This window comes from Corynebacterium sp. LaCa_70 (assembly GCF_058182015.1).
Window position 1 is genome coordinate 61,598 of sequence record NZ_CP190914.1, and the last position, 12,938, is coordinate 74,535.

The following is a 12,938-nucleotide window of genomic DNA, read 5'->3' on the forward strand; positions in this document are numbered from 1 at the left end:
CTGGCCTGGGAAAACGTGCCAAATCTACCTTGCGTAGTCTGCCGCTGAATAAAAAGTACGAAAGTTTTAGTACTAGGGGTTGACAACCCTAAGTTATGAGCTTAAAGTAAGGATTACCTCAAGGGGTGATGGAGGGGCAGGCTCCGGCTCAACCATCTAAAATAATCAGTCATGGGAATAGGAACAACCGTCGGCGAGAGTCGGCGGTTGTTTCTTTTTTTGTCTTCTACCTCACCGTGGCTGCCAAATCTTCAGGGTAGGCAAACCTGGCCTAAACGACAAAATGTGTTGTTTTACGGCGTGTCGAGTTAAACGACAGATTGCGTTGGTGGAGTTGGGGTTTTAGCGTAGGTGGCCTTTGCGTATTCCGATAGAGTGGTTGTAGGCAGTGTCAATGGCGCTGTCGTAGGTTGCTGGTCGGCCGTCCTCATGGCCGCTGGTAGCTTGTGTTTCCTGGCTGGCTAAGGTTTGTGCTTTGGTGAGTGCGTTTTGGCCCCAGTTTTGCTGCCTGGCGATCTCTACAGGGTCGTCAGGCAGCTGCGTGTGTAGGTACAGCCACCAGTCGCAGGCGATGCGTTGGTGCTCGTCGCGCAGTCCGCGGTGGGCGTGCATTAATTGCTTGATCTGCGAGTTCACCCCGCCTTCCAGGCTGTTGGTTGTGCGTTCTAAACGTTGGCCTTCTTTAGCTTGGGTGAGGTAGGCAAAGAGGTGTCCTTGTTGGCTCATTTTCTTTAGTTGTAGGTAGATTCCGCGGTGAACATCGTGGGTGTACCACCATTTTTTGTTGCCGCGTTTGGATTTCGGAATCTGCTCGAAGGGCACGTCTTTGACGTAAGTCCTGGCTTTGAGCTGGGAGCTAAATACGGTGCCGAATTGGTGTAGCTTGACTGTCCATTTAGCTGCTTTATCCAGATTGTCAGCGGCGAGCAGTTCAAAGGAAAGCCGTTGTAGTGCTTTGCCCATCGGCGAGGTGGGGTGAAGGCCTGTGGCGCGTTGGATATTGCGTTTTACGTGGACAATGCAACGTTGCACCGGGGTATTAGGCCATAAGCGGTGTAGTGCTTTAAGCCCTCCGGAATCCCCATCACAGGTCACCAGTTGTGGTGGGGCTAGTTCGTCCAGCAGGCGCATGTAGGACCAGGAAGATTCCTTCGTGCACCAGAACCAATTGATGACATGGCTGGAGTCAGCAGCCACGACAAGGCACTTGGTGTTGAAATAGGTGCCGTCGATGAAGATTTGATCGTAGATTCGCTGCTTATCAACATTTCGGGGAGGTTGGATAAACCAGAACGTTTTAAAGCGGCGTTGCAGAGTTCGTGGTGAAACTCCACAACTTTTAGCTGTCTGTGCCAGGCTGCGGCCAGAGATAAGCCACAAGATGAAAAGGCGAAACCATTTAGCTTGTACTGCGTCGTCATTAGCGCGGGTGAAGGTGGCCTTGCAGGTGCGGCATCGCCATCGTTGGCGACCGGTACTCGTTGTTCCGTATTTGGTACACGCCCCGCTACAGACGGGACATCGAGGATGATTCTTACTCATCCTCCCATCGTGAATCTAGGCAACTAGCACACCAGCACGCCCCTGGCGGTATTTCCGGCCCGAGGCCGGTTTATCCCTCCAGATAAGTGAAATAATCCTAATAACAACCCGCCAGAGCGGTTAACCATACAACCTCACCAACACATCCTGTCGTTTAGGCCGCAAACCTGGGCTTTTGTGGCATGCAAGCGTCGTCTGTCATACTTCTTTCGTAAACCAAAAGCCTAGTAAGTAAATCCTTATATGTCTATCTCGAGGAGGTTTTCTCGTGGCTTCCACAGCGAAAGTACCCCTCACTTTCGCCGAACTTGCCCCGGAGGAATCGCCAGACCTGGTGTATTTCTCCAGTGTTTCTGAAAACACGCACCGGTTCATCCAAAAACTAGGCCGTCCTGCAGTACGCATCCCCGTGCACCCACGAAAAGAGGGCATGATTAGGGTTTCGCGTCCATATATTCTGGTCACCCCGACCTACGGCGGCGGCGATCGTCGTCGCGCCGTACCCAAGCAGGTTATTGCGTTTCTTAACGACGAAACCAACCGTGGCTTCATCCGCGGTGTCATCACGTCGGGAAACACCAATTTCGGCTCTGATTTTTGCATTGCCGGAGCAATCATTTCATCTAAATGCCAGGTCCCCGAGCTCTACCACTATGAGCTGTTGGGAACAGACCGCGACGCTGTAGTCGTGCGCGAAGGCCTGGATAAATTCTGGAAGGAACAGTAGTTAATGACCATCTATGACTATTCCGCCACCCCAACGGCGTTTCGCGACGACCCCACGGTGCGCCTACGGCCGGTGAACTGGAACCGGACCCAGGACGAGAAGGACCTGGAAGTCTGGAACCGTCTGACCTCCAATTTTTGGCTGCCAGAAAAGGTGCCGCTGTCCAATGACCATTCTGATTGGCGCAATCTCAGCGAGCTGGAGCGCGAACTGACAATGAAGGTATTTACTGGTTTGACCATGTTGGATACCGTGCAGGCTTCGGTCGGTGAGGTCAGCCAGATTCAGGATGCGCGCACCGAACACGAAGAGGCTGTGTATACGAATATTGCGTTCATGCAGGCGGTGCACGCGAAGTCCTATTCTTCTGTGTTTTCCACGCTTTCGAACACTGCAGAAATTGATGCGGCGTATAAGTGGGCCGTGGACAACGACGTGTTGCAGGCTCGGTCGAAAGCCGTGCTCAAGCACTACTATGGCGATAACTCCCTCAAGCGCAAGGCGGCTGCCACCCTGTTGTCGTCGTTTTCGTTGTATGCCGGGTTCTATCTTCCGCTGTTTTTCGCCTCTCGTGGCAGGCTGACAAATACCGCGGACATGGTTCGGCTCATTCTGCGCGATAAGGCGGTGCATGGCTATTATTCGGGCTATAAATTCCAGCGCGGTTTAGAAACCTACGATGCTGCAACGCAAGCGCAGGTTACAGGGTTTGTCTACGAGCTTCTCGACGAACTCTATGAGCTGGAGTTGCGCTATTCCGAGGAGCTTTACTGTCCTTTGGATCTTTACGACGACGTCGTGAAGTTTATTTGCTACAACGCGAATAAGGCGCTGATGAATTTGGGGTTGCCTCAACGTTTCAGTGATGAAGAATCTACTGTGAAGCCGGAGATTTTGGCTGCGCTCACCCCGGGGTCGGATGAAAACCACGATTTCTTTTCTGGCTCTGGCTCCTCCTATGTCATCGGCAAGGCCGAGGAAACTGAAGATGATGACTGGGATTTTTAAATTTCCCTGGAAATAGAATTCGTTTTCACAAGTTCCTGTTGCTCACTTTGAACAGCAATTACACCCTCAGATGCCCCTATTTTGTGGGGGTACCTGGGGGTATTCTTTATAGTTAATCCTTACTTAATTTACAGCTATAGGTTAACCTTTCTTCGGTTATGTAAGTTCGCACTATTGTATTTCGAGGAGATGATTGTGGCAGCTAAAAAATCCCGCCGAATCAGCTCGGTGGGTATCGCGTTGGGGCTGTTCAGCTTGGTCCCTGCGTTTTCGCCAATCGCTGCAGCGCAAACGGAACTAGCGCCCGTTGGTGCCGAACAAGCTCAAGGTGTCGCTGCCGAGAGTGGAAAAGGCAGCTTAAACTGGGCATTGCGCGACTCCTTCCTGCGCTATTCCTTGGGTGCAACCAATGTCACTGGTGGTGCCACCAAGATCTACTCCAACGGCACCACGACGCCATCGTCGCAAAGCGACACCGTTGAGCAGTACTACAAGTTCAACTTGAAAAATGCGAGCTTCGAGGACGCGACAAAGATCACCCGGGCGGAATTTGAAGGCAGCATCGAGTATTTCAAGTACTGCGAGGGTCGCGAAGCTAAGCGCGGAAACTGTGCGCTGGAGCTGACCATCAAAGATCCCACGATCGTGTTGAGCCCAGAAGGCTCCTACGTGGAAGCGGACGTGCGTTCCAAGCAGTACCCAAGCGGGGAAATTTTCCAAAAAGACGATGCCAAGATCGCTCAGGCCTGGACCAAGACTGCAAAGTTTGAAGAGAATGACGGCAAGGTTTCCTGGAGTGGTATCAACACCTCGCTGACTGAAGATGGCGTGCGAACCTTCTCGAACTTCTATGATTTGGGTGGCCCGCTGGCTCCTCTGAGCTTTGAATATGATGGTGCAGGCGCACGTCCGGGCAATGACTCGGCGCCACTGACCATCGGTGGGAGCTTCCGGTCTAGCCAAGAAGTTGACGCCGACACCATGCTCGGGCTGAAGGATTACGTCGCGCTGGCTACCCGTGTGGGAGCCGAATCTAAAGCAGCGGTAGAACTTATTGATCCTGCGACCATGCAAGCAATTAGTACACCTCTGGAAACTCCACTGGCGCATAACCAAGCACTTTTGTTCACAAAAGGTGCGGAAAACCGCATTTATTGGGTCGAGAGCCAGACTTTGAAGGCTGCAACGGCGACTCCAGAAGGCTGGTCCGAGCCGCAGATCATTGCAGAAGGTATTGGAATTGAACCTGCTGGTATCGCTTATGACGCTGCCAAGGATCGTGTGGGAATAATCGCACGCGGTACCAATGACACCGACTCCACGTTAACTTGGGTTACCGCATCTGGTGAGAAAACCGTTGCGCCGTTAACCGCACCGCAAGAAGTAGTAAAAGCCCACGATGAAGAAATCTTCTTGTATGGCAAAGGGTTCAACAAAGATTTCTATGGTGAAACTGGAATCGTCGGTTTGCCAACGAGTATGAACGTCATGCCAGATGGAAATATCTTGTATCTACCTGCGTCTGCGGTATCCCTGGAAAATAATGGCAGCTACCGCGTGCCTCCTGTGTTGATTCAACCGGATGGTACAGCCAAGCTCGCTGAGGGTGGCACCCACTTGGGAACCAAGGCAGATGGCGCTACCTACGCTACAAAGATGGCTACTGATGGCTCGAACGTAGCGTTTTACAGCCACGACCATGGCAATCCCGGTATGCAGTTCTTCCGTTATGAAGAGGGTGCACTGAAGCCACAGTCGGTGCGTGGTCCGATTGGTGATTTGAAGTCGGTATCTGAAGTTACATTTGTTAATGGCCAGGCATTGGTGGCAAATGAGTCGAATTCTATGTTGAGTTGGGTGAACCCAGTGGACAAAGAAATTACCGATAGCATTAGCTTGCCGAATCAAAAGGATACGTCGAAGAAAGAGCACACGAACCTTCTGCAATGGAAGAATAAGCTGCTGGCCTATTCCATCGAGACGGACAATGAGACGTACCTTGAGCACGCTGTCATCCTGCGTTTGGATCCGAACAACCCAGACGTCGGCGACCACACCCAGCAGGTAGAGCCGGAGAGCCCAGTAGAGCCAGCAGACCCAGCAGGTAACGGCGAGGCTGAGAAACCAGCCGGCGAAGCGAAGCCTGAGAAACCAGCCGGTGAAGAGTCTAAGCCATCGACCGAACAAACCGAGCCAACCGAGCAAGAGTCCGTCGATGAGCAGAAGCCATCTGCTGATGACAACAAAGAGCAGGGCGACAAGAAGGACAAGGATTCCAAGAAGTTGCCAAGCATCTGGGAGCGCATCACTGGCTTCTTCTCGAGCGGATTTGAGAAGCTTGGCCAGTTGTTTAGCCAGTTGTTCAATTGGCTCTTCAAGCTGGGTAACGGATTGTCATCCTAATAAGATCTCCCGGCTAGACAGCGCACAAGCCCTAGCCGCAGAGGCCTTCGTTGGAGACGAATGCCGATATTACCTAACTGACTCGGCTAAATAACCTTGGAGATGCTGCAGGCCGTGCGATTTGTGAAGGCGATACTCCTACGCCTACCTAGGCTTTTGTCGGGTGGATTCTGTCGATAATGCACACAATTGCGTTAGACGGTTCGCACAGCTCCAGGGTTGGACATAGTTGATGAGGTTTGAGAGCCCCGGCCTGCGCGCTCCACTAAAAGATAAGCCAGAGAAACTGCACTGCTTCAGCAGGATTATCAGCAAAATGTGAAGTTCATCTAAGCGTCTCAACAACCATTGTTTAAGGTATTGCTAAATTTAACTTGACTATCTATTATCAAGTTAGCCTAAGGTGTATAACAGAAGGTTATGCTACAGTTTTAAGGGAGGAAGTTGGATCGTGAAGGTTCAAACATTAGCAGCGCTAACCGTTTTTGCGGTTGCGGGTACGGGGATTGCTGCCCCTCAGGCGTTTGCTGCAGAAAAGAGCATTAAAGATGGCTCAATGACCTGGGGAATCAGGGATAGCTGGATGTCGTATCTCCTTCATGGTTTTGCGCAAGGAGAAGTTAAGACTAGCGAAGGTGCGAAACTAATTGGACCTGAGAATAACGAGGAGTTGCAGTTCCTTCTAAATGCTGGCGAATCTACAATTGCAAATGATCAAGCAACGTTGAAATTTGACGGCACTGCACAAATGGTCGGTCATAAGAGTTTCAACCCGCCGGGTCTTGATGTGACGATGAATGATGTCACAATTAAGACCCAGGGAACTGCAGGCCAGATTCTAGCTGACATGCACGTTAAGGGGTTGAACCCTAATAAAGAGGCGCAAGGTCCTCTTGACGAAAAGTTTGATGACGCCGTCCTGGCAACCTTCACTCTTTCTGGCCCGCTAACCACCGCTGAAAATATTAATCTCCAGGATGTTAAGACCATCCACGGTAAGGGCTCTACTGACGTTTTTGGTAAGTTCTCTCCGAAGTATGCAGCAGGAAACGAAGCGGCGCCGGTTGATTTCGTGGTGAATTTTGAGGATAAACCAGCCTCACAGCCAGCCGAGCCTTCCAAGGAAGAGTCACAGCCAGCTGCCCCGTCGAAGGAGCAGTCAAAGCCAGCCGCCCCTTCCAAGGAAGAATCGAAGCCGTCTGTACCGTCGAAAGAACAGCCAAAGCCAGCTGATCCTTCCAAGGAGAATCCAAAACCTAATCTTTCCAGCTCTAGCTCCAATGTTGACCTCAACAGCGACCTTTTTACGAAGATCATTCCTTCGCTCGCTGTAATCGGTGGAATCGGCGCTGCCATCCTGGGGCTACTGCAACACGCTGATGTGTTCAAGCAGCTGGGGATTAAATTCCCGTTCTAAGGAATAATTCTCAATCGATTCCTGAGAATGAATAATTCGGCCATTGTGGTCGAAACCTCAAGCCCGCTTATTTAGTTCTAGCGGGCTTTTTCCATGTGAACTTACTATTCCAAAAGTGAGATAACAATAGTGTTCAAAGCTTATCGTTGGTTACGTGACGCCAGTAGTACCATCATGCTGATCAGCTGTGCTTTATTGAGCTTGTTTGCTGTCACGATTGCCTCGAGTGCTGTAGCCCCTAATGCAATAGCGCAAGAGACTCAAAATATTAATGAAAACAAACCTGCCGAAAATCTAATAGACGTATCTGGGGGTTCGATTACTTGGGGAATCCTCAAAAGCTGGCGAGAATATGTCGGCACAGATCACATAACTACCAGTGGTGGTGTGGAGGTCTTGCCGTCTGGTGAATTTTCTTGGCCAATCACTAGTGGCACGTTTGATCCGAAAACAAATTCGTTGCGATTGCACACTTCGGGTGAGGTCCGCTTCCGGAAATACGAGCAAGAAGATGCGAGCACCTTGCTGGACTCTACGTTTAAGGACGTGAGTATTGTCATTTCACCGGAAAAGCAAAGCATCGAGCTGAGCTATTCTGGCAATAAACGCTCTGATGGTGAACGAGAGGAGGCTAGCGGAACCTACGCCAGTCTAAATATCGCCGATACGAATCCACAACAGGTGGACGGAACCACTACTTGGGATCGCATCCCCGCGGTGCAATCTGACCTCGTTTCGTTGTACAAAATTGGAACCCCAATCGACCCGGTAACGATTAACTATCAAGGTCCTGGTGGTAAGCCCAATACTTCACGGCCTGAGCTCGCTGCGGGAATTCCACTATTACGCCCAGGTACATCTTGGGCCAGTGGCTCGACATCGGATCAACCCTTTGCGGTCTACAGTGATGCAGATAAAAATGCTCTGATGGTTGCGGAAATGGACAATATTTCATCGCAAAATCCTGCGGTAATGTTGCGTCGACTCGATTCTGAATTGAATGAAGTTGCTTCCGTCCGATTACCCATTGATCACCAATCCTCTGCGCGTTTTGCTTATGATGGCGAGAATAAAGCGTTTTATTTCACTGACTTTTCTATCGGCGAAGATCGCACAGAAATCCGCAATGTGACCATCAAGAAGGCACAATTCCGCCCGGAATCGCAGAGCTTTGAGATTGCAACTGCTGCCGAGATTCCGGACAATCCGGATCGGCGTCGGATTGGTTCCATGGTGTGGGATTCTTACCAACAAGAAGTGGTGCTTGCATTTGATACCGCGACTAACAGTCCACGTCGCGTCGATTTTGTGTTTGTCTCCGCGGTGGATGGCTCAATTTCGGAAGAACAAATGGAATTACGCGGCCGCAACCTAGGAGAAACGTCGGACTTCACGATCAGCCCTAGCATGTTCGGTTTTGAGGAAGTACCAGATCAAAACTTAATCCCAATGCCGGATGGCACGTATATAGCGGCATTTGGCGGCACTTATATTACTGCGAACAATAATTCTCGCAAGGGTATGCCTGCGTTTCTGCTCGAACGATTTGGTAAGAAAGTCTGGCCGAAAGCGATTGATAACACGGTACCGGTAAATCAAGCTCCAACCGGAACGAGCTACTCCTTGGCGATGCCACTTACAAGTAATAAAATTCTGTTGTCTACTGGTGAGCTATTTTACGGAGATTTACAGGTAGTCACTGAAGAAGATGAAGAGGCAGAAGCAGGTCCTGCTTTTACGTTGCCAGATTGGCAAAACACTGCGGTATTTGGTGCCGTGGAAGATTCTGAACGTAACTTCCAGTATCTTTTGGGCCGGGATAAGGCACTGAGTGTATTACGCAATGAGAAGTTGATCCACCAGTATCGTTTCCCGGATACTGCTCATCAAAACTTCACACCGTTGGCACCTTTCCCTTTGTCATTGCTTGCTGATGGATCTGTGGTTTTCCAAGGGGTAGAACCCGGGACTAATAAGCCATCGCTACGGAAGTTTGAGCTCGCAGGTGTTACACCAAGTTTTCAGACCCACCCGGCAGATGTCAGTGTTAACTTAGGGCGAGAGTCCAATGGAACTGCATCACTTAGTGCCACCGCTACCGCCACCGACTTAGAAACCTCTCGAGTTTGGCAGATTCAACGTGCTGGTGAGGACTCATTCACAGACATTTCTGGTCACGAGGGGGATGAGGTCGACTTAGGTGTGACCGTTGCAGATGATGGTGCGCGCATTCGTGCCGTCGAGAGGACAGAGCAAGGGGATATCGCGTCACAACCTGCAACCATTTCGGTATCCGGGGCGCCTCAGATCAGCGAGCATCCTAGTCCTGTAAAGGTAGAGGCTGGACAGAAAGCCAGTTTCCGTGCCGAATTTGCGAATGCGCCAGCGATTGAGACAGTAATTTGGCAGCTGCAGCACAATGGCGTTTGGCTGGATATTAACGCTGACGATGATGTCATTATCAGTACCGAACAAAATGTTTCTACCTTGGATTTCCTTTCTGCAACCCCGGAGATTGATGGTCTGCGCATTCGCGCCAAAGCCATAAATCCATCAGGTGACAACTACACAAATGCTGCTACTTTGACGGTTGGCGCTCAGCAAGAAGATGGCGTTGTAGGAGAAGGAACAGACGAGACGACGGCTCCAGCCGCTGGAACTGATTTGGAAAACGAAAAACAACCTGACGATGGGGCAGGGGCTGAAAGCGGGAACGAAAACACGACGAAGATTCCTTGGTGGACCATCCTTTTTGGAGCCACCACTTCTATTGGTGCCATTATTGCCGCAATAGCGACAGTCTTTAACCTGGTTTTAAACGTATATCCTCAGCTGCGCCAGGTATTTCCGCCATTGCCATGGATTAAATAGCATTGTCGTTTGGCTTTGGCCTACGGCAAAAGTTAACACCATCGCTTGCTAGGTCAATTACTGCAGCGATGGTGTTTTCAGCAGGCGACAAATAAAATTATCGCCCGCCAAGATGTTGCCGAAAGAGAATGTCGGTCGCGGATCCCGGATAGCTGAATCTACTTGTCGTGCAGACGACAGCTGCCACGCACACGACTGAGCAATAATGATTCGTCGTGTTAGTTGACGGCTGGAAATTGTTCTGTGTGGTGATTAACAGCTGGTTGTCCAGCATCCTGCAGAGCTGTTACCTTCTTGTTTTTGCGGAAAAAAGAAGACTTCTGGTGTCGCGCATTATCATCATCTGCACGTTTAGAATTCCCCCACAGCGGGCTGAGTCCAGGCATGAACCAGAGCAATGCCGCAGAAAAAATTCCGATGATGATCCCCCCAACAACGGCATAGTTCGCCGGGATCCACCAAAAACCAGCTAAGGACACGGCGATGATCACTGCCCAAGTCATGGGGATGTAAAGCCCCAAGTTAAGATCACGTGCTTTGCGGAATTCTACCCAATCCACTCCTGGAAACCGGGTCCGAGCCTCATTGCGCACACGTCGTGCAGTCTTTTGTGCGACGATAAGAGCAGTCACGACGATGAGTACTAGGCCAACGGCTGCGACGATTATCTCCGCTGTTACGACGCCAAACGCAATAATTCCTGTGGAAAGACTTAACGCCGTCCTTTCCATCACAGATAGCGGAAATCCTGTGTTGGGGTCAATATCTGGATATAGACGGCTGAAATCTTCGGTGGTAGTCATGATTCCCTCGCTTCATATTGCTACGCTAGCCTTTATTGATTAAAGTAAGCCTAATTTAGTATGAAGTTGCTCGTCAACATCAATTCGAGCAGTATAAGGAGCGAGCAAGGGTGGAAACTGTAGCGCGGAAACTAACAGTGGTGATAAGCACCGGAGCATTGATGCTATTAACAGCATTTGCAATCATCCTATGGAATCCGCCCACAGCTCATGCACAGGGCCAATGCGGTTTTTACTGGGGGGTAAAGCACAGTTATCGCCAATACATTAAAGAAGGTGCTGCTCATGGTGGCTGGGGAGCCGATGGTATTGGCTTCGACGGGCCGGAAACTGGAGTAGATGGTGCCTTTGTTTTCACACCACAAAAAGCTGTCGTGGATGGCGACTCGGTAACAATTCCTTTTGACGGCACGCTTCGGTTTAATGGCCACAACTACGGTGGCGACGACTTGTTAGATATGACAATGTCCGACTGGAAAGTTCGTGCTCAAGGAAACACTGCTGAGATCATCGTGGACTACGTTTCTTACGAGTCGGACATGGTTGACACCTCGAAACGCGGTGCGCAAATAACCGGTGACAATGTGCCAATTGCGACTATTGCTCTCAATAACCCCGTAGACCCACAAGCGGGTTCGGTCGACCTCTCCGGTTCTACCACTATTACGCCGGGTGGAGCCGACCTATTCTTGGCATATAAAGCAGGTACTCAGCTGGATCCTACCCGTGGCGTCGTCAAGACTGATGGAAGCTGTTCTTCAAGTTCTGGCAGCAACGACAAATCTGGCGGCAACAAGCGCACCTTGACGACGATCACTGGCACTTTTACTGGCTTTAATAAGAAAGCCGTAGATGTACTCAAAGAGACCAATGATACGTTGAACGGTGTTACGACGTTCATGGGTAACAGCCAGGCATTTCTCGACGAATTAGAGTCTTTCCGTAATTACGGAAAGAGTGCGTCGAAAGGCGGTAACTCCACTTCTGGCAATGGTGGATCCACTGGCGGTGCTGGAGGAGCTGCTTCCGGTGGAGCAGGCGCTAACTCTGGTGGTAACGGTGCAGGCGGAGCTGCTGGCCGCGGCGGAGCTTCTGGCGGCGCATCCGGTGGAGCAGGTGCTGCTGGTGGTGCGGGTGGAACGTCCCGTAGCGGTGTAGCTGGCGGCGGGGCTGGAGCCACTGGCGGTGCCAATTTGGCTGAAGGCGGAGCAGGCGCTGGTGAACAGTGCGTCGATGCGAAGTCAGTTACTTCAGCTTCCGCTGCCTGGGGTCTGAAAGAATCATTCCAGTCCTATATCACTGGTTCTATCGCGAAAGGGCGTTGGGACCTTGATGGTGTGGGATACCAAAATCAGCGCTACCAATTTAGCGGTAACTCCGGAAATGTGGACACGGGCGCTGGGCGCGGTTCCATAAACTATGGCGGTGCGATGCAGTTTACTGGCCACAAGGGCATTCTGGATCTCAATATCTCAAACCTAGAGATTAGCTTCAATGGTAATTCGGGCAAGCTCATCGCTAACGTCCGGTCCTCTGATATGGAAGGTAACAAAACCGATTATGGTCGCGTTGCACTCGGCGATTTAACCTTCACTTCTTTGGATGTGAATGATTCGGCAGTAAACGGTGAAGCACGAGTATTTTTGACAGCCACTGGTGCAAAAGCGTTTGCGGATTTCTATGAGGTTGGTTTGGAATTGGCGCCACTGAGCTTTAGTGCTCAGCTGGGAGGTACTGGCGACTGTAACGCAGTTGGAGGCAGCAATGCTTCAGGCGGTACGAACGGTGGAAACTCTGGCCAGAATGCCCAAAAAGCACGCAATGCCGCTGCAGAAAAACTTGCAGGCGGGGCAGGTGGAATGGGCTCAGCCTTGGGAAGCGATGCTAGCGGAGAAAGCTCGTCGCAAGGCTATGAAGATGGCTCAGGCAAGTTCAAAGTGAAGTCCCAGGCAGCAGGTGAATCCAGCTTGCTGAATGGCGATCCGATGGCTTATCTGCTGATCTTCATCGCTGGTTTGGTTATTGCCGGCGGGTCCATGGGACGCCTGGTGATGTCTAACCCATCGTAATTTCTGAGCACCGACCCCGAACCCCAGAAATTCCTTTGCCTCGTGAGGGAGCGGTTTATTAATAGCCGCTCGACCATGCGACTAAAAGTTGCAGAAAG

At 50.9% G+C, this 12,938-nt stretch carries 8 protein-coding genes; 6 read left to right on the forward strand and 2 right to left on the reverse strand.

Annotated features, from left to right (window positions below):
* Nucleotides 1–342: 342 nt before the first annotated feature.
* Nucleotides 343–1,542 carry an IS1249 family transposase gene (locus ACP8MI_RS00295; RefSeq protein ID WP_284573195.1) on the reverse strand — a complete coding sequence of 400 codons (1,200 nt, stop codon included), beginning with the start codon at nt 1,540–1,542 and terminating at the stop codon, nt 343–345.
* Between the two features lie 268 nt (nt 1,543–1,810).
* Here ACP8MI_RS00295 and nrdI point away from each other — a divergent pair, with 268 nt between their 5' ends.
* From nrdI to ACP8MI_RS00320, 5 genes are all read left to right on the forward strand, one after another.
* A complete protein-coding gene (nrdI, locus tag ACP8MI_RS00300) occupies nt 1,811–2,269 on the forward strand; it encodes a class Ib ribonucleoside-diphosphate reductase assembly flavoprotein NrdI (protein ID WP_049149826.1) in 459 nt (152 codons plus the stop codon).
* Nucleotides 2,270–2,272: 3 nt separating this feature from the next.
* Complete coding sequence (nrdF, locus tag ACP8MI_RS00305) at nt 2,273–3,277, forward strand: class 1b ribonucleoside-diphosphate reductase subunit beta (RefSeq protein ID WP_284589357.1); 1,005 nt, start codon at nt 2,273–2,275, stop codon at nt 3,275–3,277.
* A gap of 195 nt (nt 3,278–3,472) precedes the next feature.
* Complete coding sequence (locus ACP8MI_RS00310; RefSeq protein WP_284589358.1) at nt 3,473–5,680, forward strand: HtaA domain-containing protein; 2,208 nt, start codon at nt 3,473–3,475, stop codon at nt 5,678–5,680.
* A gap of 451 nt (nt 5,681–6,131) precedes the next feature.
* Nucleotides 6,132–7,097: an HtaA domain-containing protein gene (locus ACP8MI_RS00315; RefSeq protein ID WP_284589359.1), complete on the forward strand. Its 966-nt coding sequence runs from the start codon at nt 6,132–6,134 to the stop codon at nt 7,095–7,097.
* Nucleotides 7,098–7,226: 129 nt separating this feature from the next.
* Nucleotides 7,227–9,968, forward strand: coding sequence for an HtaA domain-containing protein (locus ACP8MI_RS00320; RefSeq protein WP_284589360.1), 2,742 nt, complete (start codon nt 7,227–7,229; stop codon nt 9,966–9,968).
* A gap of 218 nt (nt 9,969–10,186) precedes the next feature.
* Here ACP8MI_RS00320 and ACP8MI_RS00325 read toward each other — a convergent pair whose 3' ends face one another.
* Nucleotides 10,187–10,771, reverse strand: a complete 585-nt coding sequence (locus tag ACP8MI_RS00325; RefSeq protein ID WP_147579012.1) for a hypothetical protein — start codon at nt 10,769–10,771, stop codon at nt 10,187–10,189.
* A gap of 161 nt (nt 10,772–10,932) precedes the next feature.
* On the opposite strand from ACP8MI_RS00325, the gene ACP8MI_RS00330 reads away from it, so the two are divergent.
* Nucleotides 10,933–12,840 (forward strand): HtaA domain-containing protein, encoded by a 1,908-nt coding sequence (locus ACP8MI_RS00330; protein WP_239211475.1) that lies wholly within the window; start codon nt 10,933–10,935, stop codon nt 12,838–12,840.
* The last annotated feature ends 98 nt before the right edge of the window (nt 12,841–12,938 follow it).

Bases quoted from the DNA above. Each gene is read 5' to 3' on its own strand.
- ACP8MI_RS00295 (WP_284573195.1), bottom strand. From the start codon at position 1,542: ATGAGTAAGAATCATCCTCGATGTCCCGTCTGTAGCGGGGCGTGTACC.
- nrdF (WP_284589357.1), top strand. From the start codon at position 2,273: ATGACCATCTATGACTATTCCGCCACCCCAACGGCGTTTCGCGACGAC.
- ACP8MI_RS00325 (WP_147579012.1), bottom strand. From the start codon at position 10,771: ATGACTACCACCGAAGATTTCAGCCGTCTATATCCAGATATTGACCCC.
- ACP8MI_RS00330 (WP_239211475.1), top strand. From the start codon at position 10,933: ATGCTATTAACAGCATTTGCAATCATCCTATGGAATCCGCCCACAGCT.